Genomic DNA, 24,151 nt, shown 5'->3' on the forward strand with positions numbered 1-24,151 from the left:
TTGTCCCCCGGGCAGGCATAACGGCAGGTGGCGAAGCTGATCGAAGATCAGCGAGCAGGGGAAGGGAGCGCGTGGGGCGGGTGGGGCTCGAACCCACGACCGACGGATTATGAGTCCGCTGCTCTAACCGGCTGAGCTACCGCCCCCTGAGCCTGGTCCCCGGGCGTCCGGCAGTGCTGGAGCGTCGAGTGCCTACAGCGTAGCGGGTGGGTTCGGGCGCGGCGCGGGTGCTCGGGCAGGGCCACTTGGGCCCGAGGCCCGTGCCTGGGGCGGCCTCGGGCCCAGGCGCCTGCAGCTCGAGGGGGACGCCGTCGGCGTGGGCGGCCTCTGTCCGCGGCAGGACGTTCGCGGTCGTCCAGATGCGATGCTGATCGAGTGGACGACCGCGGCACGCGCCCGACCGTCACCCCTGGGCCGTAGCCGACGTTTGATCCCTGACAGGGCATCACCTGAGACCCGTAAGCATTGGGATGATTCGACCTATGGTTTGCGGGCCACCGCGCCGTAGCCGTCGACTGCCGCGGCGCCCTCGGCGTCCGGTCGCCACTGCGAGATCGACACCAGGCCCGGCTCGAGGAGTTCCAGGCCTTCGAAGAAACGGGCGACCTGATCCGGGCTGCGCAGGATGTAGGGGACGGCGCCGGTGTCGTCGTAGCCCTGCTGCGCCTCGTCGAATCCCTCGCTGGTGTTGGTGCTGTCCCACAGCAGCAGATAGCTGCCGGCAGGGACGGCCTCCACCACCCGCGCCACGACCGCGCGCGCCTCGTCGAAGTCGGCGAGGTGGCCGAGGATTCCCATGAACATGACGACGATCGGCTTGGAGAAGTTCAGCACGTTCCTGGCGTCGGCGATGATCTGGTCGGGTTCGTGGAGGTCACCGTCGACGTAGGTGGTCACGCCCTCCGGCGTGGTGTTGACCAGCAGGGCGCGGGCGTGCGCCAGCACGAGCGGGTCGTTATCGACATACACGATGCGGGACTCGGGGGCGAGGCGCTGGGCGACCTCGTGGGTGTTCTGCATGGTCGGCAGGCCGGTACCGATGTCGAGGAACTGGTGGACGCCCACCTCACCGGCGAGGTGGCCGACGGCCCGGATGAGGAAACGTCGGGATTCCTTGGCCAGGGTGACGATTCCCGGGAACGCCTTGATGTAGGCGTCGCCCGCCTCGCGGTCCACCGGGTAATTGTCCTTGCCGCCCATCCAGTAGTTCCAGATCCGGGCCGAATGCGGCGTCGTCACGTCGATCTTCGGATGGTCCACCGGGTCCGGGGTGCCATCGCGCTGCTCAGCCACGTCTCTCCTCATGCTGGCTCGGCCCGGTAAAGGCCGCGAAGTCGAATGATTCAGCCGGAACACGGCCCGGCGGCCACACGGCACTGATGGCAGCCTCGGCCACCAATGTGAGGCTAAATCACTGCGAACAGCAGCGGATCAACTACAGGGACATGGGAACCCAACAGCGCTGTTGCTCCTTCCTGGCAGCTTGACGAACAACAAGCGCATCAGCCGCTGTGGTTGAGGTAGGTGATGACGGCCCGGACGCGGCGATGTTCGTGCGTGCGCCGACCTGGTGGCGGCCGACGAGTTCCCGCCGCGCCGGGCCGAGTCCCTCGGTGGCGCGGGCGGCAGGCAGCAGCCCCCGGGCGAGTGCTCACAGCTCGGCGAGGGCGTGTCGAATTCGAGCGGCAGGGCCGTGGCGGCCAGCACCGCGTCGAGCAGACACGTCTCCTGGTCCATCCGGATCCGCTGGTCCGGACGCTCCGCGCCGGTTAGGGGGCGTTAGCCTGGCACGAGGCCACGCCATCAGGCGTCGCAGTCGGTCGGGTGCCCTGGTCGGTCGGGTGCCGCGGTGGGCGGGGAACGAGGGAGGACGCGGGTGAGTAGAGGCGGCGCGGTGCGACCGAGCGCCCAGCGGACGCGCGAGCGGCTGCTGCTCGAGGCCGCCCGGATGTTCGCCACCCGCGGGTTCCACGGGACGTCCATCGACGATCTCGGCGCCGCGTCCGGCATCAGCGGGCCGTCCGTGTACAAGCATTTCGGCAGCAAGGACGAGGTGCTCGCCGAGCTGCTGATCGACATCGGCCAGCGGATGCTCGACAGCGGGCAGGCCGCCGTCGCGGCCGCGGGCGACGACGCGGACGCGCTGCGCCAGCTCATCGCCTGTCACGCCGGCTTCGCCACCAGCGAGCCCGACCTGATCAGGGTGCACGACCGGGACATGGCGAACCTGTCGGCCGAGGCCGCCCACCAGGTCAGGTCCCGGCAGCTCGCCTACACCCGGCTGTGGGTGACGCCCCTGCGCGCCCTGCGGCCCGGTCTCACCGAGCGGCAGGCCCAGATCGAGGTACACGCGATCTTCGGGCTGCTGAACTCGACGAAGTACAGCGACATCGGCATCGCGGCGCGCACCCGGCTGATCGGGATGGCCGAGCGCGCGCTCTCGCTCGCAGCCTGACGGGTCCGCGGCCAGCGGTGTCGCGGTGGACGAGGTGTCGCGGTGGACGAGGCGAAGCGGTGCCACGGTGTCGCGGGCTCCGTTTCAGCCGCCCAGTTTGACTGCGCGGTGGACGTCGTCGGCGTAGGCCTCGGGCTGTTCCCAGGCGGCGAAGTGGCCTCCGGCGTGGTGTTCCACGTAGTCGCAGGCGGTCAGGAACGCCTGCGCGTAGCTTCGCGGCTCCGGTTTGAGGTCGCGTGGGAACACGGAGAGCACGGTCGGCGTGTCGATCCGGTCGGGGAGGGCGGCCGGTTCGACGTAGGTGGTGAAGGAGGTGCCGATCGTGCCGGTGACCCAGTAGGCGGTGACCCAGGTGAGAAGCTCGTCCGGAGTGAAGGCCGAGTCGTCGGACCAGGATTCCAGTTTCTCGATGATCCACGCCGCGAGGCCGGCCGGTGAGTCGCCGAGGGCGACGGCGAGGGTGTTCGGCCGCGTCGACTGCGCCGCGATGTACCCGCCCTCGGTCCGGAACCACTGCGCCGACCGGCGCAGGTAGGCCGCCGCGTCAGGCGGGAGCGTCGCCGGGTCCGCCGTGAGCGCACGCTGCGGGGCGATGTTCGTGAGGTGCAGGGCGGCCACCCGGTCCGGGCGGTCGGCCGCGAGGATCTCCGCGACGGTGCCACCCACGTCGCCACCGGACACCGTGTACCGCGGGTAACCGAGCTCGTCCAGGGCGTCCGCGACGATCCCGGCGATCCGGTTGACCGACATACCGGGACTGGTGAGCGGGGGCGCGAACGGGAAGCCCGGCAGCGCGGGCACCACCACGTGCAGGTCCGCGAGCAGGGGCAGGACGCGCTCGAACCGCAACACCGAGTCCGGCCAGCCATGCAGCAGCACGACAACCGGGGCGCCGGGATCCGCGGACCGCTGGTGGATCACACGCAGCTCGGTGCCGCCCGCCTGCACCGTGGCCCAGGGGAACTCTCTGATGCGGCGCTCGTGCGCGCGCCAGTCGTACCCGTTCGCCCAGCGTTCGAGCAGTTCGTCGAGGTGGGTACCGCTGATGCCGCGCGTCGGGTCGTCACTCCACGGGGTCGTGACACGCCGCGTCCGCCGGAGTCGTTCCCGGAGCTCGTCGTTCATGTGTATCAGCATACACATGATGTGTACTCTCATATACATGACTATGCGCAATGCGGCTGCCACGAAGCAGCGGATCCTGGAGCACGCGCAACGCCAGTTCGCCCAGTACGGGTACGCGGCGATCACGGTCAGAGGCGTGGCCGACGCGGCCGGGGTGTCGCCCAACCTCATCACGCGCTATTTCGGCGGCAAGGACGGCCTTTTCCTGGCGGCAACCCGGGTGGAGATTCCCGTCTCCACCTCCTTCGACGGCGGCCGTTCCGCGCTGGGTGCGCGACTCGCGGCGAGCATCGTCCAGCGCTGGTTCGGTGTGTCCGGAGAGGATCCGCTGCTCGTGCTGCAACGCGCGTCCGGCGAACGCCCGGAGGCGGCGGAGGCGCTGGCCGCCTTCCTCGACACGAACTCGCTGGAGCCGCTGCACCGCTACCTGCGCGACACCGGCCTGGACGACGCGGACGCCCACAGCCGAGCCGCGGCGATCGACGCCTTCGTACTCGGCGTCTCGACCCGCCGCCGGGTCCTGCGTTCCGAACTCGGCGACCCCGCCGATCTCCAGGCCTGGCTGGGCGCCATCATCCAACGCCTCGCCGACGGGTGACGCACGACAGCACTGATCAGGGCGCTACCCCGAGGTTCGGCGGTCGGTGGCCGGGGCGGCGGCGGTGGTCCCGACGGCAGGGACGGTGACCCTGGCGTCGGCGTCGGCGTCGGCATCGCGGACGGTGAGCCCGACGTTGTCGAACAGGTGCGTGCCGGTGAAGTCGGCGGACACCAGCAGCCGTAGCTCGCCGGCCAGCGGATCGACCCGGGCGAGCGTGGTGGCGTCGACGACCTCGGCGTAGTCGACGGGCGCCACCGCCGAGATCCGCCGCCGCAGCAGGGACCGGATCGCCTCCGCGTCCCGTTCACCCGCCTCGACGGCGGCGACGGCCGCGGTGAGCGCCGCGTAGAGCGTGGGGGCGGCGGCCCGGTCCGCGGCGGACAGCCGGCTGTTGCGGCTGGAGGCGCACAGCCCGTCGGCGAGCCGGACGACGGGACACGCGACGATCTCGGCCCGGATCGACAGGTCCACGACCATCCGGCGCAGCACCGTCAGGGGCACCCAGTCCTTCTCGCCGGTGTACGCCCGACACGGGCCGACGATGTTGTAGTACTTCGCCAGCGCCGTGGCCGCCATCCGCAGGAACGACGGGTCCTCGGCGCCCTCCCACGGCGCGGCGAGCTCGTCGGCCGGCACGACGGCCGTGCGCACCGGCAGAGCGGGGTACATCTCCGCCACGGCCGGGCGGAACACCAGGTTCACCCCGGCGTCGAACGCGAGGGCGGCGTCGGCGTCGAAGTCCCGGTCGTAGGCGGGGACCGCGTCGGAGGTCACGCCGGGGACCGGGGCCAGGAACAGCGGCATGATCGACAGGTCGCACTCGGCGGCCATGCGCCGGATCACCGTCAGGTGACCCTCGTGCAGGGCGCCGCTCGTCCCGAAGAAGCCCACCCGTCCACCGGCGGCGCGCACCGCGTCCGCCGCCGCCCGCACCTCGGCGATCGTGGTGACCGTGCGGCCGGAACCCGCGAGGCTCCCGAGCCCTGTACCGATCCCGCCCCCGTTCCCGCTCACGGCGTGGCCTCGCCCAGGACGGTGTCACTCGACGTGATCATGGGCAGGTCCAGCACGGAGACGCAGCCGGGCGGCGCGGCGACCAGGGCGGCGAGCACGTTGATCGCCCGGGCCGCGTTGAGCTGGGCGTTGGCCGCCGCCGCCGCGGTCCCCTCCGGCCAGCTCAGGGTGGCGACCAGCGGCGGGGAGGCGTCGAGTTCCACCGTCCACGCCGGCTCCCGCTCCGTCTCGCGCCAGCCGGCGCCGAGCTTGAGCACGGCGGTCTGCTCGTTGGTGATCGTCAGGTAGGCGCTCGGCCCGCTGTAGGCGGTCCAGGTCCAGCGGACCCCGGCGACCGTGCCCGCCTCGACGGTCAGGCCGCTGCCGGGAAGCGTGACGGTCTCGGTCGCCAGCGCGGTCCGTTTGTCCGTCTGCTCGATCCGGGTGAACGGGACGTGCAGCGCCGCGGCCACCATCCTCGCCGAGGATGTCATCAGCCACAGCCAGCCGGCGTCCAGCGCCGTGGCGCTCTCGGTCTCGCCGGGTGGCAGCCCGAGGCCCAGACCGTCACGCAGCTGCGCGGCGGACGGGTAGTGCGCCACGTGATTGCGCTGGACGGCGTCGATGTGCCGGACCGAGCCGGTGTAGCCGGTCAGGAAGATCGGCAGGACGTCGCTGATCAGGCCCGGGATGTTGCCGCCGGCGGCGAACGTGGCGCCGCCCGCGCGGCAGGCGTCGGCCAGCAGGGCCTGCTCCGGCTCGCCGTCGAGGAAGTAGCCGCCGAGCCCGGTGTAGACGTTGATGCCGGCGGCGAGCAGCCGGGCGATCGACGCGGGGTCGTAGCCCTGCGCGCTCCAGATCGCCGCGTCGGGAGCCAGCGCGATGATCTCGTCGAGGCTGCGGGTGGTGGTGATGCCGAGCGGGGGGATGCCCACCACGTCACCGGCGTCGCGACCGGCCTTCTCCGCGCTGTGGACCAGGACCCCGACGAGCTCCATCCGGGGGTGGCGGGCCAGCCGGCGGACGTTCTCGGCGCCGACCCCGCCGGTGAAGCACTGCACAACCTTGATCATCGCAGCGCCACCACCTGGGCGTCGGTGGCCTTGCCGGCGTCGAACCGTTCGAAGATGTTGCTGCTCGAGCACACCGAGATCAGCGGCGGGAGGGCCGTGCCGTCACAGGTGAAGGTGATCCCGTGCCCGATCGGCAGCGGCACGTTCTTCGCGCTCTTCACCGCCGCGATGACGGCGGCGGGGCTGACGTCACCGCGGATGCCCTGGGCCGCCCGGATGAACGACATCATGCCCTGGTAGCCGATGCCGGCGTAGCCGCCCGTCGGGGTGTCCGGCGCGTACCTGGCCATGACCGCGTCGTAGCGCCGCACCTCGGGGTCATCCTTGCTGATCACGTCGTACGGGGTGGCGACCTGGGTGCCGTCGATGGCGGAGCCGACCGCGTCCAGGACGCTGCGCTCCACGCAGGGTTGGGTGATCAGTTTGTCGGCGCTGGTGCCGACGGTCTCCAGGGCCTTGATGACGCTGATGCACACCGTCGACTCGCCGATGACGGCGACCGCGTCGGGCTTGCGCCGCAGCGCCGCACTGACGATCGGGGTGGCGTCCGGGGTCCCGGCCGGGACCGTGGCGACCGTGAAGTCCACCCCGGCGGCCTTGAACGCCGGCGCCCCCAGCTGCTGGGCGGCACCGATGGCGGACGGGGAGTCGATGACGAACGCGGTGAACGACCGGTAGCCCTTGTCCTTGGCGTACTTCGCCCAGGCCCGCAGGATCGACGGGAAGCCGCCCGTCCAGACGAACGAGGCGGGCGAGGTCAGCTCGGGAGCCGTCGCGCCGTTGGCGGTGATGTACGGGATGCCGGCCCCGGTCACGATCGGCGCGATCGTCGCGCCCAGGCCCGTCGAGGTCACGACCAGCGCGTCCGCCTTCGCCTCGACCACCTTGTTGGCGCAGGTCCGGGCGGTCGCGACGTCCTCCCGCGTCGGGCAGGTCAGCACGATCTCGATCCGGTGGCCGCCGATGCCGCCGAGATTGTCGTTCGCGTAGCTGACCGCCGCCCTGGCCGCCGCGGTCGTCTCGGGCTGGCTGATCGCCGCCCCACCCTCGTTCGTGATGATCGCGACGCGCACCGGCGCCGACGCCGACGGCTTCGTGCCGGGAAAGAGGCTCGGGTCCGCCGACGCGGCCGCTCCCCCCGCGGCGGAACCGCTCGATCCACAGGCGGCCGTCGTCAGGACGAGCGCAGAGAGCACCGTGCCGGCCAGCGCGCGCGGGACGAGGCCCGCGCGCCGTAACGGGATGATCGACATCGTCGGTCCTTTGCCTGGGAGTCGGGTTCTCCGCCGGGCGGTCGGCCTGTGCCGGACGTCACAGCGTTGATCCAGGAAGGTAGAACTCCCACGCCACCCAAGTCAACGTTCGTTAGCCAGCAACCTTGCAAATCATCACGCTAGCCCTGTCTGATCAGGCTTGGAACTTGACAGTTGACCACTGGAGCAAACGAACGTTAGCCTCCTCTTCGCACCCATCCCGTTCCGCCTCGCCTCGCATCGCCTCGCATCGCATCGCATCGGAGCAGGCCAACCATGAGCGTCGGCATCGCCACTGCCGTGGGCACCTTCACGACCGCGGAGTTGGAGACCATCCCCCCGGGACCGCACGACGTCGTCGTCGCGGTCGGCGCCAGCGGGATCTGCGCCAGCGACCACAGCGTGCTCGCCGGCCACCTGCCCTTCGGGCTGCCGTTGGTGCTCGGGCACGAGTTGGCCGGACGGGTGGTCGAGGTCGGTACGGACGTCAGCCGCGTCCGCGTCGGCGACCGCGTCGTCGGGGCATCGATCCCCGCCTGCGGGCGGTGCTGGTGGTGCCGCCGGCACCTGAAGTACCTGTGCGCGCAGACGCCGGCCATCTGGGCGGCGCCGCGCTACCGGACCGACGGCGGGCATGCCGTCAGCGCGTTCTGCGGGCTCGGCTCCTTCGCCGAGACGACCACCGTGCACGAGCTGTCCGTGGTCCCGGTCGGCACCGACCTTCCCGACGAGCAGCTCGCGCTGATCGGCTGCGGCGTCGTCACCGGTGCGGGAGCGGTCTTCAACACCGCACGGGTCTCCCCCGGCGACGAGATCGCCGTCGTGGGCGCCGGCGCCGTCGGACTCGCCGTGATCCAGGCCGCCGCCATCGCCGGGGCGAGCCGCATCGTTGCGATCGAACCCGTCCCGGCCAAGCGTCGGCTGGCGGCGGACCTCGGCGCGACGGACGTGCTGGACCCGACGACCACCGACGACGTCGTCGGAACCGTCCGGGACCTCACCGCCGGCCGCGGGGTCGACGCGGCGTTCGAGGCGGCGGGACGCGTCGACACGACGCTGGCCGCCTACCGGATGACCCGCGCGGCGGGAACCGTCGTCGCCGTCGGAGCGGCGGAGGCGACGGCGGTCCTCGCCCTGGGCGCCTGGGAGCACGTCAGCAGCGGCCGAAACTTCACCAGCGCGGTGTACGGCTCCGCCGACATCGACGTCGACTTCCCGCTGCTGGTGCGCCTGGCGGAGGCCGGCCGCCTGAACCTCGAACGGCTCGTCTCCACGCGCATCGGCCTGTCGGCCGCCGACATCACCGCCGCGTTCGCCGACACCGAGTCCGTCCGCTCCGTGATCCTCCCCTGACCGCCCGACGAGAACGGCACCGCCGCCGTTCCCCGCGAAAGGCTGACATGACACTCTCCGGCAAGACCGCGCTCGTCACCGGCGCCGGCCGTGGCATCGGCCGCGCGATCGCCCGTCGGCTCGCCCGCGACGGCGCGGCCGTCATCGTGAACTACGCGAGCAGCGCCGAGCAGGCCGCCAGCCTGGTCAAGGAGATCGAGGCGGCCGGCGGCGACGCCTGGGCGGAGCAGGCCGACGTCGCCGATCTGGCCCAGATCGACGATCTGTTCACGCGAATCCAGGCCCGCACCGACCGCGTCGACGTCCTCGTCAACAACGCCGGACGCGGGGCCGGTGGCATGCCGGCCCTGGCCGCGACGACGCCGACCATCTACGACTCCACCTTCGGCCTCAACGCCCGCGGCCTGTTCTTCGTGACGCAGGGGGCGGTCGCGCTCATGCCCGACGGCGGGCGCGTCATCAGCATCAGCAGCGGCAGCTCGTCGACCCGCCAGCCCGGACTGTCGGCCTACGCGGGCAGCAAGGCGGCGATCGAGGCCTTCACCCGCGTCTGGGCCACCGAGCTGGCCCCCCGCAAGGTGACGGTGAACGCGGTGGTCCCCGGCATCGTGGACACCGATCTGATCCGCAACGGGATGACTCCACAGCTCGCCGAGCACTACGGCAGCCTGGTCCCGCTCGGCCGGCTCGGACAGCCTGAGGACATCGCGGACGTGGTGGCCTTCCTCGCCGGCGACGACGCCCGCTGGATCACCGGCCAGTGCGTGACAGCCAGCGGCGGCGCCTGACCGACAGCCCTGATCCCGTGCCCCTGATCCCGTGCCCTGGTCCAGTCGGCCTGGGCCAGTCCCCCTGATCCAGCAGCTCGCCTGCCTGCTTGATCCAGCAGCTCGCCTGCCCGCCGCCCGCCATCGCAGTCAGGAGCGCCGTCGTGCACGTCACCGTCGAGTTCCCCGTGTCGGACCCGCACTACAGCCCCGAGCTGGTGACCGCGGCGGGGGTCACCCGGGTGGTCCAGGCGGCCGAGCGTCTCGGCTACGCGGCGGTCGCCTTCACCGAACACCCGGCGCCGTCGACGAAGTGGCTCAGGTCGGGCGGGCACGAGGCGCTCGACGTCGTCCCGGCGCTGGCGTTCTGCGCCGCGGCGACGACGCGGCTTCGCCTCATGACGTACCTGCTCGTGCTGCCGTACCGCAATCCCCTGCTCACCGCCCGGGCGGCGGCGACCGTGGACATCCTGTCCGCGGGCCGGTTGACCGTCGTCGTCGGAACCGGCTATCTGCGCTCGGAGTTCCGGGCCCTGGGCGTGGACTTCGACGAGCGCAACCTGCTGTTCGACGAGGCCCTCGAGGTGCTGCGGGGGGTGTGGAGCCGATCCCCCTTCGACTATGAGGGCAGGCACTTCACCGCCGCCTCGATCGCCTCGCTCCCGATGCCCGTCACGCCGGGCGGACCGCCGATCTGGGTCGGCGGCAACAGCGCCGTGGCCCGGCGCCGGGCGGCCCGGGTGCAGGGCTGGAGCCCCCTGATGATCCCCGACGCGATCGCCGGCACGACGCGCACGCCCGCCCTGACGACGTTCGCCCAGCTCAGGTCGGCGGTGACGGAAGTCAACGAGCTTGCCTCCCGGGAGCGCGGACGGGACGTCACCGTCGACGTCCAGCTCCAGTCCCTGCAGAGCACGTGGCTCCAGGACCCGAACGGCTCCCCCGACGAGCACCTGAACTTCCTGGGCCAGGCCAGGGACGCGGGCGCCACCTGGTTCGTCGTGCAGCCCCCCGGACACAGCGTCGCGGCCTGCATCGAGGCCCTCGAGCGCTATGCCGAGGTCGTCCACCTCACGGGCGAGTCCTGAGCTGCGTCGTGTACGCGATCTGATTCGCGCTTGCCCGTGCCCGTCGGGGTTCAGGCGGAACCGTGCCGCGTAGAGTGATCCCTCCGTCACCTGCCTCGGGGAGGGAAAGATCGCGGGGATTCCGGGCGGTTCCCACGCGGCGCACATCGGGGCGATGTCGGTGTCCCTGGGGCTGTCCCTGCTGGGGCTGGTGCCCGCTCTCCTCGCCCGGGAGCATCCTTCTCGTCCCGCTCGCTTCGACGCGGCCCCGCGGTCGACGGCAGCGCCAGCAGCGTCGGGCGCGCGTACGGGTCGAACGGGCCATGGTCGCGCTCGCACCCCGGCCGGATCTGTTGCCGGCCGATCGGGTCACGGAGAACTGCTGCGGCGGGAGCTGGCCAGGATCTACACCTCGTCCGCGGCAGCGGACCAGGTGCTGGCACGGGTGGATTATCCCCGGGAACAGCGTCCGAGCATCGACTATCACCGGCCCGACGTCGCCTGGCGGGAGATATTCCATGACTTCGAGCTCGGAGTCGTCGCGGACCCGTATCGGCGCCTGCTCGCCGGAGCGCTCGAAACCTACGGCGCGAATGTTGTGCTGCGGGACCTGGCGCACCGACACGGCGTTCCCGTTCCGCCGGCGCGGGCGCCCCTGCGACGGATCACGAACTTGAAACGATGGCTGCGCCGCCCGCCCGTCTGACGTCCGAGATGATGACCACCGCGGGCCAGCCGCCCCGGCAGGGCCCGCCCCGAGGCCGGGTTCGCCGTCGATCTCGAGCGGCATGTGGCGCAGCGGACAGCGGAACGGGGACTCCGGACGGCCCGGCTAGAGTTACGACGGTAGTACGGGGGGCCACACATACTCAGGGAGCACACGCATGACCTCTGCCGTCGAGAGCATCGAGGCGACGGGCGTTCCCGGCCTCGACGAGGCCGGGCGCGCCCTGCTGTTCACCGAGGCCCGGACGGCGAACGCCTTCGCGGACACCCCGGTCAGCGACGAGGAACTCGCGGGCATCTGGGAGCTCACCCGGTGGGCGCCGACCAGCGCCAACCTGCAGCCGCTGCGGGTGACCTTCGTGCGCACGCCCGAGGGCAAGGAGCGGCTGCTGCCGCTGATGGCCGAGGGCAACCGGGTCAAGACCGCCTCGGCGCCCGTCACCGCCATCCTCGCCGTCGACTCGCGCTTCCATGAGCACGCCCCCACGCTGCTGCCGATCCGGCCGCAGATGAAGGACGTACTCGAGGCGGACGAGTCCCTGCGGACCACGATGGGCCAGTTCAACGCGCCCCTGCAGGCGGGCTACTTCATCCTCGCCATTCGTGCCCAGGGGCTCGTCGCCGGGCCGATGGCCGGCTTCGACGCCGCGGCGATCGACGCCGAGTTCTACCCGGACGGCCGGTGGAAGTCCGTGCTCGTCGTCAACATCGGCCACCCCGGGGAGAACCCCTGGTTCGACCGGCTCCCCCGGCTCGACCCCGCCGACGTCGTCCGCTGGGCCTGACCGCCGGCGCGGGCTGAAGAGGCCCGAGTCCAGCGTCTCGCGTCTCCGCATCATCGCCGACGGCCACGTCGCCCCCAGGGCGACGAGCCGTCGGTGATGGTCCGCATCGAGAACTCCGGACCACTCGTTACCAGAACGGCCGCCTGCTGGGGACTAGTTCTTGGGGGTGGTCATCCCCGGAGCCCTTGCCGTGGTGATGGAGACGAGTGAGGTGTACGCGACGACGTTGGACTGATAGCTGTGGGTCCGGGTGTCGAACACCCCTCCGCAGGTGACGAGTTGCAGCGCACTGTAGCCATGCGATCCGTATACCTGGCGTGCCGGAAACTGTCGTTTCGGATACGTCCTCACCGCGTTGACCTCGAAGTGCGCGATCGCGCCGTCGGCCAATGTCACGTCGACCCGGTCACCCGCATTCAGGTACCGCAGCCGGAAGAAGACCGCCGGACCGCTGTGCGAGTCGACGTGACCCAGGATGACCGCCGAGCCCACCTGCCCGGGCGAGGGCCCGAGCCGGAACCAGCCCGGTTCCCGAAAATCGGTGGGTACCTGCACCGTGCGATCGGGATTGAGCCCCAGCGCGGACACCGGAACCTCCACCCCGATGGCCGGAATTCGCAACGCGACCGGAGTCGAGCGGACCGCCGTACTCACGGCCCGCCGTCCGTTCCCCCTGTTGTCGGTGGCCTCAGGCGGCCGTGCGGCCGAGGATTCCTCCGAGCCTTCCAGAACGGTTCGATGGCCGCGCAGGCCCGCCTCGAAACTCCCTCCCGCGATGAGCAGGAGCACAGCGGCGAGCGCCCACCAACGCCACGCCCGGCGCCGAACGGCCTCCGTCGCCCGGGCGGAGGTCATTCATCGCCGTCCCGCTTACCGCCGTTCACCCCGTCCTGGCTCGAACCGTCATCGGTGAGAAGCTCACGGCGCCGTCGGCCGGCGAACCCGATCGCGAGGCCGGCTCCCATCACGGCCATCGCGCCGATGGCCAGCTGCGTGCGGCCACTCGTGTGAGCCGCTCCCCCGGCACCTGTCTCCGGATGCCCCGCGGGGATGACCTCACCACCGGTGCCGGCGCCTCCGGCACCACCAGCCCCGGCACCACCAGCCCCGATGCCACCAGCCCCGATGCCACCAGCCCCGGCACCACCAGCCCCGGCACCACCAGCCCCGATGCCACCAGCCCCGGCACCACCAGCCCCGATGCCACCAGCCCCGGCACCACCAGCCCCGGCGCCGCCACCCCCGGGACCGAAGCCGCCCGCCCCACCGCCACCGGAGCCACCGGAGCCACCCGGACCGAAGATCTCGCCGATGTCTCCAAGGTCGAATCCGCCACCGCCGAAGCCTCCGCCCCTTGGCATGGTCGGGGTCGGAGTAATCGATGGACTTGGCGTGGTCGTAGGCGTCGCCGTCGGTACGACGGTCGGAGTCGCGGTCGGCGCGACCGTCGGAGTCACAGTCGGCGCGACCGTCGGGGTGACCGTCGGAGTCGCGGTCGGCGCGACCGTCGGAGTCACAGTCGGCGCGACCGTCGGGGTGACCGTCGGAGTCGCGGTCGGCGCGACCGTCGGAGTCACAGTCGGCGCGACCGTCGGAGTCGCGGTCGGCGCGACCGTCGGAGTCACAGTCGGGGTGACCGTCGGAGTCACAGTCGGGGTGACCGTCGGAGTCACAGTCGGCGCGACCGTCGGAGTCGCAGTCGGCACGACCGTCGGAGTCGGCGTCGGCGCGACCGTCGGAGTCGGCGTCGGGGTCGAGGGAGGCAGGCATCCCCAGCGCGTGGCCGTGTTGGTGTCAAGACTGACCTGGCCGTTACGAGCCAGGATCCGGCCGGCGACGGTGGATCTGGTTTTTACCGTAACCGAGGTCAACGCCAGGATGTTGCCGACGAAGGTGGTGTTGGTTCCCAGGGTCGCCGAACTTCCGACCTGCCAGAAGACGTTGCAGGGCCGGGCGCCGTTGACGAGCGCGACGGTGCTGTTCGGTGCAGTGATCAAGGTCGATCCCGCCTGGAAGATGAACACCGCGTCCGGATCGTTCTGTGCATCCAACGTGACCGTGCCGGTCACGCCCATGGCGGCAGCCGTTTTGTACACACCTTGGACCAGGGTCTGGCCACCGAGATCACTGGGCGCGGCGATGGCCGGCGTCCGCCCAGCCGCATCGTTGTAGGCCGTCGTGAGGTCCGACTTGGCCTGGAGGGCGACAGCATCGGCCACATGCCGGGCGCCGTTGATCACAATGCCTGGAGGAAATCCGGTGACCGCCGTGCCGGGGCTCAGGCCCAGATCACCCGAGATGACCGAGGGTCCAGTATTGGTGATGGTCGCACCCGCCAGAACCGCGAATGACGTGGCGGTTCCCAACCCGACGACAGGCTGGGCCGCCGATGCCGCGGGTGTCCCGACCAGTCCGGTAAGAAATATTATGACGAGCGCGGTTCCGGCGGCAAGTACTGTAGCGAGCCATCCGCGCACAAACCCTGTGCGAGGTGTACCGATCACAGATGTCCCCTTACCGACAGATCCCCGCTCCACCGGCAGACTCTCACGGCGAACAGCCAGGTTATTGCAACTCGACTGGGCGACGGCGTGTCCAGCGGATCAGGAGGACAGGAATTTCCTGGATACGGGAGGAATAAGAATGGGATGGCGAGGGCGAATGGCCGCGACTCCGACGCCCGGCAGACAACCGGCCACCCTCCAGCGACAACACGCATGGACTGCGACTGGCAGTGAAACGGTCGCCGGGGTCCGCCGGAATCCGCATAACCGCCGGTTGGTCGGCGAGGAGGTCCCCGGGCCGCCTGGTGTGGCGCAGCGTCCGTTCGTGCAGCCAGGCGAGCTGGTCGCCCCGGCGAGCGTGGCGGGTGCCTCGGCCCCGCCGGCCGAGGCACCCCATCGATCACTTCTTCGATTTCCGCGGCGGCTCCGTCCGAACCTCGAAGGTCGATCAGCCCCCGGCTGAGCCCGTGGCTGCCCGCGGCGGTGTCCCGCTGGTCAGGGCGGCGCGACTCTGCCACCCATCCGAGGCCCCGGCGTCGGGATCACGTGTTCGTCGGCCGTCCGGCGGCCGCGGGGTAGCGGGCCAGGGTGGCCTGCTGACCCGCGGGCGGGGGCGTCGTGGCCGGGTCGTAGAACGGGGAGAACGCGCGGGCGAGCCGGCGGAGGTTCGCCGCGCCGAGTCTCCTGGCGGTGGCCGCCTCCCGCTCCTGCGACTGCCGACGCTGCTCGTCCGTCATCGTGCGGCGGTCGGTGTCCAGCAGATATCGCCGTAGCGGCGAGGTGCGCCGGTTCAGGTGCCGGGACGCGGTGACGATGCCCCGGGCCCGGTACAACCACGCGAACAGCCGGGGGCGGCCGTAAAGGCGGTGATAGACGCGGTTCACAACCGTGCGGTGTTCGTACTCCTCGGCGAGATGCCATTTCCACAGCTCGACCGCCGGTGACGGCGCGGCGCCGAGTTCGGCCTCCATCAGGCCGTCGACCCACAGTTCCGCGCCGGTCGAGCCGATGGTCTCGAAGCCCTCGCAGTAGGCGAGCAGCCAGCGTAACGACCTGGTCCGCAGGAAGTGCTCGTAGTCCCGTTCGAAGACGGCCTCATAGTCGGTCATGTCCGGGTAACCGCCGTCGCGGATCATCGCGTTGAACGCCCGGTGCAGCCGGTAGTGCTGGCCCTCCTGCCGGTTGAACAGGTCGATGTCCCGCAGCAGCTCGGCGTCGACCAGCGGATCCAGCTCCTCGGCCGCGCGGCGCATCACCTTGATGAGGAACGGTTCGATGTAGGCCGGGATGATGCCCTGCGCGTTGACCAGGTGGACAGCCTCCAGATTCGCGCCCCAGCGCGGCGAGACGTCGGTGAAGTCGAATTCCGGCGAACGGACACGCATAGCCACACCAGACCCTTCCGAGCACGGACGGTACGACCCGGGAGCGGATCGTGATCTCGACGTCCGATTCGCCGACAATGATCCGACACTCGGGGGCCGCGGGAGGCGGATCTCGCTGCACAGGCCCGGTAGGTGCCCACGACCGTCGCTGCCGCGTGCTCCGGATCCGAGCCCGCCAAGAGTGGCCCTGTCCGTACCAGCCCCGGCCCGGCCTTCCTGTACTCCGCGCCGAGGCCGAGAGTGAGAGACCGGGCCGCGCCGAGGCTCGACGGTCGGCGCCGAGGCTCGACGCTCGACGCGGGGCCGGGCCGGGCCGGGCTCGCCGATCTCGGCGGGACATCATGACCACCGGGCCGAGGCCCGCGACCGACAGGACAGGAATGGAGGCGTGAACGCCGTGACTCACGAGAAGGTGCTGTTCGGATTCGGCCTCGAGACCGGCGTCGGCGAGGTGGACGCCCTGCTCGCGCACGCGACGCAGGCGGATCGCGACGCTCTTGACCTGGTCACGCTGTCGGATCATCCGTACTTCGCCGACCGGCTGGACGCCTACGCGGTCCTCGGTGTCGTCCTGGGCCGGACGGTGCGGGTCACCGGGGCGGTGAACGTGACCAACGTGCCGAGCCGACCCGCGCCGATGCTGGCCCGGACGGTCACCGCGCTGTCCGCGCTGTCGGGCGGGCGCGTCGCGCTCGGGATCGGGGCGGGCGGCCTGTGGGACGACATGGCCCGGCTCGGCCTCCCCCGACGTTCTCCGGCGCAGGCCGTCCGGGCGATGGAGGAGGCGATCGTCGTCGTGAAGGCACTCTGCGGCGGCGGGGACCCGGTGACCTTCGACGGGGAGTTCTACCAGGTCGCGGGCCTCGTTCCGGCGTCCGTCGCGGCCCCGCCGATCTGGACGGGTTCGGGCGGCCCGATGTCGCTGGCGGTCACGGGCCGGCTCGCCGACGGCTGGCTGCCCGGCTACGCCGCCGACTGGCGCAGTGCCCGGGTGGCCCGCTCGCGCCCCCTCATCGACGCGGCGGCCGCGGCGGCCGGCCGGGATCCCGCGCAGATCGCGACCATCTACAATCTGCCCGGCCGCTTCACCGCGGCGCCGCTGGCCGCCACCCGCGACGATGCCGGCCGCTGGATCGGTGGTTCGGTCACCCAGTGGGTCGACGAGCTCACCGCGGCCGTGTTGACATCCGGCGCCGGCGGATTCGTCTACTTCCCGGTCCAGGACGATACGACGACGGACCTCGCCCTCGGAACGTGGGCGGGCGAGGTCGTGCCGGCCGTCCGCGAGGCGGTCGCCCGAGGCTAGCCAGACCCGAGGCCAGCCAGAGCAGTGTCGCGGATGACCCACTTCCCGCCGTGCTTCAACCCCGATTTGTCCCCGCAGGAAGCGCCGTCACGCCGGGGCCGCTACCGGGCGGCCGCGCGGCGCAGGAGGGTGGCGGTGGGCTGGTCGGCGGGGAGGAAGGCCTCGAGCTTCAGTTCGGCGATGGTGACGTCGACGGCCGTGGCGAAGGTGGTGATTGTGCTGATGAGCCGCAGCTCCCCGCCCGCGGAGCGAAGGTGCAGAGGAACGGCGAAGCCGAGATGATCTGGCCGAAGCGGTTCGGCCGGCACGTACCGGCGGAGTTCGGCGTGGAGATCGCCGAGGCGGTCGTCGGGATTGCGCAGGATCTCGGCGTGAATGCCGTCGAGGATGTGCCGGCACCATTCGGCGAGGTTCACGATGCGCGGCGCGAGCCCCGCGGGATGCAACGCGAGGCGGTAGACGTTGGCGCCGGGCCCGAGCAGGTCCGGCGCCGCGCCGTCGGCGAGGAGGGCGAAGGCCTCGTTGGCGGCGACGAGGTCGCCGTGGTGGTCGACGACGATCGCCGGGTAGGGCAGGTGCCCGGTCAGAACGTGCGTCAGCGCGGCGCGCACCGGCGCCAGCGGCGGGTCGTCCAACGAGGTGCGCGGATAGGCGGGGGCATAGCCCGCGGCGAGCAGCAGACTGTTGCGCTCCCGCAACGGCAGGTCGAGAGATTCCGCAAGCCGGACGACCATGGCCCGGCCCGGTTCCGACCGGCCGTTCTCCAGAAAACTGACGTGCCGCTGGGTGGTCCCCGCCCGCTCGGCCAGTTCGAGCTGGCTGAGGCGCCGACGAAGCCGACGTTCACGCAGCGCCCGCGGGAAGTCCACGAGCCTCGTTGTACCGCCCGGGAACGACCGCCGGCCATTCCTCCCGGGGAATTGCCGCCCGTCACCGCCGCGGACACCATGCGGCGCATGGATGATGACAGCTGCACGACCGATGACAGGCAGCCGAACGATGCCAGGCAACCGACCGGCATCCGCCTCGGCGTGCTCGTCCCGGTCGGAAAGGCCCAGTGGGGCGCGGGAACCGACCCACGTGAGCTCGTCGACTTCGCGGTCCGGGCCGAGGAACTCGGGTACGACTCGCTGTGGGTCAACGACTCGCTGCTCGGTCCGCGCATCGAGGCGCTGACCATGCTCGCCGCCGTGGCACCGGTCACCCACCGCGTCACTCTCGGCACCGCGACCCTCCTGCCGGTACTGCGCCGGCCCGTGCAGGCGGCGCAGACCCTCGCCTCCCTCGACCTGCTGTCCGGCGGACGGCTGACGGTCGCTGTGGGCGCGGCCTTTCCCGGCCGCTTCGGCCGGCCGTTGCACGACCTATCCGCGGTTCCCTGGGCCGACCGGTTTGCCCGGCTCGACGAGACAGTTGCCCTGTGGCGCCGGCTGTGGACCGCCGACGGTCCGACCTCGTTCCACGGCGACGTCCTGCACGTCGACGACATCCCGCCGGCCACGGCGCCCAGCCAGGCCGGTGGCCCGCCGATCTGGCTCGGCGGCGCCGCGCCCGCGGCGCTCATCCGCGCCGGCCGGCGCTACGACGGGTGGCTGCCCTACCCGCCCGACCGGGCGGACTACCGGAGCGGTCTGGCGCAGGTACGAGCGGCGGCCGCCGACGCGGGCCGCGGGCCGAACACGATCACGCCTGCCCTGTTCGCGTCGGTGCTGATCGCCGACTCCGTGGCGAGCGGGCGCGACACCCTGGCGGCCTACAGCCAGGCCAACTACGGGCTCGGGCTGCGCGAGCTCGAGGCCATCCAGGCCGTGATCACCGGACCGGCGGCGCAGGTGGTCGCGCGGCTGGCGGGTTACATCGCCGCCGGCGCGCGCCACCTCGTCTGCCGGCTCGGCACCGTCGACCTCGGGGCCGCCCGCGACCAGCTCGAACGGCTCGCCGACATCCTCCCGCTCCTACGGCGGGCTGCCGGTGGTTCAGGCTCAGGTGAGGGCGGTGGCGAGGGCGGCGCAGGCGTGGACGAGGGCCGGCGCGGCCCGGCCGGCGAGGTCGTCGCTCATGCGCGCCGCGGGGCCTGACACGGACAGCGCCATCGGCGCCATGCCGGGCACGGACACCGGCATCGCGACGCAGCGCACCCCGACCTCCATCTCTCCCTCGTCGAGCGCGTAGCCGCGGGCGCGGATGCCGGCCAGCTCGTCGAGCAGCGCGTCGACCTCGACGATGGTCGTGGCGGTGTGGGTGGACAGCGTCGAACGCGCCAGGATGGCGCGGGCCTCGTCGTCACCGAGGGTCGACAGCAGCGCCTTGCCGACGCCGGTGCAGTGCAGGGGGACCCGCCGGCCCACCTCGGTGAAGGTGCGCATCGAGTACACCCCGGGGGCCTGGGCGACGTACTCGGCCCGCTCGCCGGCCAGGACCGCGAGGTTGGCCGACTCGCCGAGCCCGTCGGCGAGCGCGCGCAGGACCGGGGCGGCCCGCTCGCCGAGCAGCGCGTTCGCGCCGGCGCCCAACGGGACCAGCCGGGAACCCAGGCAGTACCGGCGGTCGGGCAGGCGGCGCAGGTAGCCGCGGGTGGTGAGGGTCTGCACCAGCCGGTGGATGGTCGGCAGCGGCAGGCCGGTCGCCGTGGCCATCGCGCTGATCGAACAGCCGCCGCCCGCCGCCTCGACCACCTCGAGGATGTCCAGGGCACGCTGGACCGACTGCACCCCCGCCGCACGCTGCTCGACCGGCATCCCCACACGCCTTCCTCTCACCTCGGGCCGGACATCGGCCCCGGGCACCCACACCCGGCTCGCACTCCACCGTCATGGCCCCCTCACGGCCCGGACGGCCAGCACGCGGCCTGCGCATCGCCCGCACGCCCGCCTGCACATCGTCGACCGCCTTGACCGAGGCGGCGGTACCGCCCTACGTTCGTATCACGATACAGATTTCTTTTTCCGTATGGTGGAAGCTGACAGGGTCGCCCGCGACGTCGCGGGCGGACCCTCCCCTCGGAAAGGCTGGCCCCTGTGACTGTGGAGGACGTCACCATCGCCGAGCTCGCCGAGCTGGTCGACGCGCTGCCCGCCGGGGTGGTTGTCACCGATCCGGACCAGCTCGACAAGTACCGCCGTGACCGCGCGGCGGACCCGCTGGCCGGGCAGCCGCTCGCGGCGGTGCGCGCGGAGTCGACCGACCATGTCCAGATCGCCGTCCGGTGGGCGGCGCGGCACCGCGTGGCGGTGGTGCCGCGGGGAGCGGGCACCGGGTTGTCCGGGGGCTCCACCGCCGTCACCGGGGGCATCGTGCTGTCGACGGAGCGGATGCGCGCGATGCGCGTCGACCCGCTCACCCGGATGGCCGTCGTGCAGCCGGGCCTGCTCAACGCCGAGGTCAAGGCGGCGGCCGCGGCCCACGGGCTGTGGTACCCGCCGGACCCGTCGTCGTTCGAGATCTGTTCGATCGGGGGAAACGTCGCGACGAACGCCGGCGGCCTGTGCTGCGTGAAGTACGGCGTCACGACCGACTACGTGCTCGGGCTGCAGGTCGTGCTCGCGGACGGGCGGGCGGTGCGCCTCGGCGGCCCGCGGCTCAAGGACGTCGCCGGGCTGTCGCTGACCAAGCTGTTCGTCGGTAGCGAGGGGACGCTCGGCATCGTCACCGAGGCCACCCTGCGGCTCATCCCGGCCCAGCCGCCGTCGAGCACGCTGGTGGCCACCTTCCCCACCACCGAGGCGGCCACCGCGGCCATCCTGGCGATCACGTCCGCCATCCGGCCCGCGATGCTGGAGTACATGGACCAGACGTCGATCAATGCCGTCGAGGACGTCCTGCACATGGGGCTCGACCGCGGCGCCGCCGCGCTGCTCGTGGCCCGCTCCGACAGCCAACATCTCGCCGCCGAGCGAGAAATGACGATCATGAACGACGCCTGCGTGGCCAGCGGCGCCACCGAGACGCTGGCCACCGACGATCCGGGCGAGGGCGAGGCGTTCGTCGCCGCGCGCCGGGCAGCCATCCCCGCGGTGGAGCGGCGCGGGGCCCTGCTGCTCGAGGATGTCGGCGTGCCTTTACCGCGATTACCGCAGCTCGTCCAGGGCATCGAGACGATCGCGGCCGACCGTGCGCTGACGATCGCGCTGATCGCGCACGCCGGCGACGGCAACACCCATCCCCTCATCGTCTTCGACCCGGCGGACGAGGACATGACCCGCCGCGCCGAACTCGCCTTCGGCGAGGTGATGGACCTCGCCCTCACGCTCGACGGCACGATCACCGGCGAGCACGGCGTCGGCCGGCTCAAGAAGGCCTGGCTGCCCGGCCAGCTCGGCCCGGAGGTGATGGAGCTGTCCCTGCGCATCAAGCGGGCGCTCGATCCCCTGGGCATCCTCAACCCCGGGGCGATCTTTCCCTGACGGCGAGGGCCGCCGGCGGACGACCGCCCCGGGCCCCGTTCACGCGAGACCTCCCGACCGCGCCGAACATTCCGACCACGCCGCTCGGCACCGCAACCACACGACAAGGACAGACGATGACCGAACGGATCCAGATCGGCGCTCTCCAGGTGGCGGCGAGCCTGCACGAGTTCGTGCAGACCGCCGCCCTGCCCGGCTCGGGCGTCGAGCCCGCGGCCTTCTGGCGGGGCGTCGAGGAGATCTTCACCGCGCTCACGCCCGTCAACCGGGCCCTGCTCGCCGAGCGCGACGAGCTGCAGAGGAAGATCGACGACTGGCACCGCGCCCGCGCCGGCAGCGGGCACGACGCGCAGGCCTATCACGACTTCCTCGTCGAGATCGGCTATCTGCGGCCCGAGCCCGAGCCGTTCGAGATCGCGACCGAGAACGTCGACGACGAGATCGCGCTGACCGCCGGTCCGCAGCTCGTCGTGCCGGTCCTCAACGCCCGGTACGCGCTCAACGCCGCGAACGCCCGCTGGGGCTCGCTGTACGACGCGCTCTACGGCACCGACGCGATCGCCGAGGACGACGGTGCGCACCGCGACGGGCCCTACAATCCGGTCCGCGGCGCGAAGGTCATCGCCCAGGCGCGGGCGCTGCTCGACGAGGTCGCGCCGCTGCGCGAGGGCGGCCACGCCGACGCGGCGCAGTACGCCGTCGTCGACGGCGAGCTGGTCGTCACGCTGACCACCGGTACGACGACCGGCCTCGCCGACCCCTCGGCGCTGCGCGGCTACACCGGCGCGGCGGCGTCCCCCAGCGGAATCCTGCTGGTCCACCACGGCCTGCATGTCGAGATCCTCATCGACCGCGCCGGTGCGATCGGCGCCGGCGACCCCGCCGGGGTGCAGGACGTCGTCCTCGAGGCCGCGCTCACCACGATCGTCGACTTCGAGGACTCCATCGCCGCCGTCGATGCCGAGGACAAGGTGGCGGCCTACGCGAACTGGCTGGCGCTGAACCAGGGCACCCTGACCGCGACGGTGACCAAGGGCGGGTCGTCGTTCGACCGCGCGCTGGCCGCGGACCGGACGTTCACCGCGCCGGACGGCGGGCAGATCCTGCTCCCGGGCCGGGCGCTGCTGCTGGTCCGCAACGTCGGGCACCTGATGACCACCGACGCGATCCTCGACGCCGACGGCGCGGAGGTGTTCGAGGGCATCCTCGACGCGATCATCACGTCCCTGGCGGCGCTGCCGAGCCTGCGCGCGGACGCGGCCCGGCGCAACAGCCGCACCGGTTCGATCTACATCGTCAAGCCGAAGATGCACGGCCCGGCCGAGGCCGCCCTCACCGTCGACCTGTTCACCCGGGTCGAGAAGCTGCTCGGCCTGCCCGCCGACACCCTCAAGATCGGGATCATGGACGAGGAACGCCGCACCACGGTGAACCTCGCCGCGTCGATCGAGGCGGCGCGGCGGCGGGTGGTGTTCATCAACACCGGCTTCCTGGACCGGTCCGGCGACGAGATCCACACCTCCTTCGAGGCCGGGCCGATGGTGCGCAAGGCCGACATGAAGACGCAGACCTGGATCACCACCTACGAGAACAACAACGTCGACCAGGGGCTGGCGGCCGGCATGTCGGGGCGCGCACAGATCGGCAAGGGCATGTGGGCGATGCCCGACCTGATGGCAGACATGCTGACCCAGAAGATCGGCCAGCTCCGGGCCGGCGCGACGACGGCCTGGGTGCCCTCCCCCACCGCGGCGACCCTGCACGCGCTGCACTACCACCAGGTCGACGTCTTCGCCCGCCAGCGCGAGCTGGCCGAACGGCCCCGCGCGGACCTGGCCGACATCCTGCGGATCCCGCTGGGTGACCCGAGCGCGTGGAGCGCCGAGGACCGCCAGCAGGAGATCGACAACAACGCGCAGTCGATCCTGGGTTACGTCGTGCGCTGGATCGACCAGGGCATCGGCTGCTCGAAGGTGCCCGACATCCACGACGTCGCGCTGATGGAGGACCGCGCGACCCTGCGGATCTCCAGCCAGCTCATGGCCAACTGGCTGCGCCACGGCGTCGTCACCCCGGAGCAGGTGCACGCCAGCCTCCAGCGGATGGCCGCCGTCGTCGACAAGCAGAACGCCGACGACCCGGCCTACCGGCCGATGGCCCCGGACTTCGACGGTGTCGCCTTCCGCTGCGCCACCAGCCTCGTCTTCGACGGCGCCCGGCAGCCCAACGGCTACACCGAGCCGATCCTGCACGCCCATCGCCGGGAGGCGAAGGCGCTGGCCGCGAGCCTGTGACGCCCTGACGTGTGACGCTGGCGGTAAGGGAGACTTGGACGACTATGGGCAGGGTGGTGTG

General features: G+C 71.7%; 21 protein-coding genes, 1 tRNA gene and 1 pseudogene. 11 read left to right on the forward strand and 12 right to left on the reverse strand.

All coding sequences use genetic code 11. From position 1 onward, the window contains the following. Positions 1-72 precede the first annotated feature (72 nt). Both FRAAL_RS23770 and FRAAL_RS23775 read right to left on the reverse strand, forming a co-directional pair. Positions 73-146 (reverse strand) — tRNA-Ile (locus tag FRAAL_RS23770). 334 nt (positions 147-480) lie between these two features. Next, positions 481-1,293, reverse strand: a complete 813-nt coding sequence (locus FRAAL_RS23775) for an SAM-dependent methyltransferase (RefSeq protein WP_041939708.1) — start codon at positions 1,291-1,293, stop codon at positions 481-483. 583 nt (positions 1,294-1,876) lie between these two features. Here FRAAL_RS23775 and FRAAL_RS23780 point away from each other — a divergent pair. Beyond that, a complete protein-coding gene (locus FRAAL_RS23780) occupies positions 1,877-2,455 on the forward strand; it encodes a TetR/AcrR family transcriptional regulator (protein WP_041939709.1) in 579 nt (192 codons plus the stop codon). 84 nt (positions 2,456-2,539) lie between these two features. Here FRAAL_RS23780 and FRAAL_RS23785 read toward each other — a convergent pair whose 3' ends face one another. Next, positions 2,540-3,580, reverse strand: coding sequence for an epoxide hydrolase family protein (locus tag FRAAL_RS23785; protein ID WP_011606542.1), 1,041 nt, complete (start codon positions 3,578-3,580; stop codon positions 2,540-2,542). A 37-nt stretch (positions 3,581-3,617) separates the two neighbouring features. Between FRAAL_RS23785 and FRAAL_RS23790 the strand changes: the two genes are divergently transcribed. After that, complete coding sequence (locus FRAAL_RS23790; RefSeq protein ID WP_041939710.1) at positions 3,618-4,178, forward strand: TetR/AcrR family transcriptional regulator; 561 nt, start codon at positions 3,618-3,620, stop codon at positions 4,176-4,178. Between the two features lie 24 nt (positions 4,179-4,202). On the opposite strand, the gene FRAAL_RS23795 is transcribed toward FRAAL_RS23790, so the two are convergent. The 3 genes from FRAAL_RS23795 to FRAAL_RS23805 are packed head-to-tail and all read right to left on the reverse strand — an operon-like array spanning position 4,203 to position 7,500. Next, on the reverse strand, positions 4,203-5,195 hold the full coding sequence (locus tag FRAAL_RS23795; RefSeq protein ID WP_011606544.1) for a pantoate--beta-alanine ligase: 993 nt from the start codon (positions 5,193-5,195) through the stop codon (positions 4,203-4,205). Further along, complete coding sequence (locus tag FRAAL_RS23800) at positions 5,192-6,247, reverse strand: hypothetical protein (RefSeq protein ID WP_041939711.1); 1,056 nt, start codon at positions 6,245-6,247, stop codon at positions 5,192-5,194. The genes FRAAL_RS23795 and FRAAL_RS23800 overlap by 4 nt, the downstream gene beginning before the upstream one ends. Further along, positions 6,244-7,500 (reverse strand): ABC transporter substrate-binding protein, encoded by a 1,257-nt coding sequence (locus tag FRAAL_RS23805; protein ID WP_050997234.1) that lies wholly within the window; start codon positions 7,498-7,500, stop codon positions 6,244-6,246. The genes FRAAL_RS23800 and FRAAL_RS23805 overlap by 4 nt, the downstream gene beginning before the upstream one ends. A gap of 276 nt (positions 7,501-7,776) precedes the next feature. On the opposite strand from FRAAL_RS23805, the gene FRAAL_RS23810 reads away from it, so the two are divergent. The 5 genes from FRAAL_RS23810 to FRAAL_RS23830 all read left to right on the forward strand — a co-directional run bounded on the left by FRAAL_RS23810 (position 7,777) and on the right by FRAAL_RS23830 (position 12,198). Beyond that, complete coding sequence (locus FRAAL_RS23810; protein ID WP_011606548.1) at positions 7,777-8,853, forward strand: Zn-dependent alcohol dehydrogenase; 1,077 nt, start codon at positions 7,777-7,779, stop codon at positions 8,851-8,853. 47 nt (positions 8,854-8,900) lie between these two features. Beyond that, positions 8,901-9,641 carry an SDR family oxidoreductase gene (locus tag FRAAL_RS23815; protein ID WP_011606549.1) on the forward strand — a complete coding sequence of 247 codons (741 nt, stop codon included), beginning with the start codon at positions 8,901-8,903 and terminating at the stop codon, positions 9,639-9,641. Between the two features lie 143 nt (positions 9,642-9,784). After that, positions 9,785-10,708 (forward strand): LLM class F420-dependent oxidoreductase, encoded by a 924-nt coding sequence (locus FRAAL_RS23820; protein ID WP_050997235.1) that lies wholly within the window; start codon positions 9,785-9,787, stop codon positions 10,706-10,708. 154 nt (positions 10,709-10,862) lie between these two features. Next, positions 10,863-11,393, forward strand: a complete 531-nt coding sequence (locus FRAAL_RS33265; protein ID WP_011606555.1) for an effector-associated domain EAD1-containing protein — start codon at positions 10,863-10,865, stop codon at positions 11,391-11,393. Between the two features lie 178 nt (positions 11,394-11,571). Continuing rightward, positions 11,572-12,198 carry a malonic semialdehyde reductase gene (locus FRAAL_RS23830; protein WP_011606556.1) on the forward strand — a complete coding sequence of 209 codons (627 nt, stop codon included), beginning with the start codon at positions 11,572-11,574 and terminating at the stop codon, positions 12,196-12,198. Positions 12,199-12,351: 153 nt separating this feature from the next. Here FRAAL_RS23830 and FRAAL_RS23835 read toward each other — a convergent pair whose 3' ends face one another. The 4 genes and pseudogenes from FRAAL_RS23835 to FRAAL_RS23845 form a co-directional block, all read right to left on the reverse strand. Further along, the gene (locus FRAAL_RS23835; RefSeq protein WP_197537222.1) at positions 12,352-12,987 is read right to left on the reverse strand and encodes a class F sortase; all 636 of its coding nucleotides are present in this window, start codon (positions 12,985-12,987) and stop codon (positions 12,352-12,354) included. A gap of 175 nt (positions 12,988-13,162) precedes the next feature. Beyond that, positions 13,163-13,471 carry a hypothetical protein gene (locus FRAAL_RS34330; RefSeq protein ID WP_197537223.1) on the reverse strand — a complete coding sequence of 103 codons (309 nt, stop codon included), beginning with the start codon at positions 13,469-13,471 and terminating at the stop codon, positions 13,163-13,165. Positions 13,472-14,039: 568 nt separating this feature from the next. Beyond that, positions 14,040-14,735: pseudogene (locus tag FRAAL_RS36200) on the reverse strand (ice-binding family protein); the annotation flags it as partial. Positions 14,736-15,244: 509 nt separating this feature from the next. Continuing rightward, positions 15,245-16,087, reverse strand: coding sequence for a metal-dependent hydrolase (locus FRAAL_RS23845; protein WP_011606560.1), 843 nt, complete (start codon positions 16,085-16,087; stop codon positions 15,245-15,247). A gap of 388 nt (positions 16,088-16,475) precedes the next feature. Between FRAAL_RS23845 and FRAAL_RS23850 the strand changes: the two genes are divergently transcribed. After that, positions 16,476-17,393 carry an LLM class flavin-dependent oxidoreductase gene (locus FRAAL_RS23850; RefSeq protein WP_011606561.1) on the forward strand — a complete coding sequence of 306 codons (918 nt, stop codon included), beginning with the start codon at positions 16,476-16,478 and terminating at the stop codon, positions 17,391-17,393. 101 nt (positions 17,394-17,494) lie between these two features. Here the strand turns inward: FRAAL_RS23850 and FRAAL_RS23855 are convergent, their stop codons facing one another. Then, entirely contained in the window at positions 17,495-18,262 is a 768-nt protein-coding gene (locus FRAAL_RS23855) for a helix-turn-helix domain-containing protein (RefSeq protein WP_011606562.1), read from the reverse strand. 87 nt (positions 18,263-18,349) lie between these two features. On the opposite strand from FRAAL_RS23855, the gene FRAAL_RS23860 reads away from it, so the two are divergent. Then, positions 18,350-19,471 (forward strand): LLM class flavin-dependent oxidoreductase, encoded by a 1,122-nt coding sequence (locus tag FRAAL_RS23860; protein WP_011606563.1) that lies wholly within the window; start codon positions 18,350-18,352, stop codon positions 19,469-19,471. On the opposite strand, the gene FRAAL_RS23865 is transcribed toward FRAAL_RS23860, so the two are convergent. Next, positions 19,376-20,131 carry an IclR family transcriptional regulator gene (locus FRAAL_RS23865; protein WP_041939713.1) on the reverse strand — a complete coding sequence of 252 codons (756 nt, stop codon included), beginning with the start codon at positions 20,129-20,131 and terminating at the stop codon, positions 19,376-19,378. The two genes, FRAAL_RS23860 and FRAAL_RS23865, sit on opposite strands and share 96 nt — an antisense overlap. 279 nt (positions 20,132-20,410) lie before the next feature. On the opposite strand from FRAAL_RS23865, the gene FRAAL_RS23870 reads away from it, so the two are divergent. Together FRAAL_RS23870 and FRAAL_RS23875 are read left to right on the forward strand one after the other, a co-directional pair. Continuing rightward, the gene (locus FRAAL_RS23870) at positions 20,411-21,796 is read left to right on the forward strand and encodes an FAD-binding oxidoreductase (RefSeq protein ID WP_011606565.1); all 1,386 of its coding nucleotides are present in this window, start codon (positions 20,411-20,413) and stop codon (positions 21,794-21,796) included. 116 nt (positions 21,797-21,912) lie between these two features. Continuing rightward, positions 21,913-24,090, forward strand: coding sequence for a malate synthase G (locus FRAAL_RS23875; protein WP_011606566.1), 2,178 nt, complete (start codon positions 21,913-21,915; stop codon positions 24,088-24,090). The last annotated feature ends 61 nt before the right edge of the window (positions 24,091-24,151 follow it).

The sequence above is a fragment of the Frankia alni ACN14a genome (assembly GCF_000058485.1).
Classification (GTDB): domain Bacteria; phylum Actinomycetota; class Actinomycetes; order Frankiales; family Frankiaceae; genus Frankia; species Frankia alni.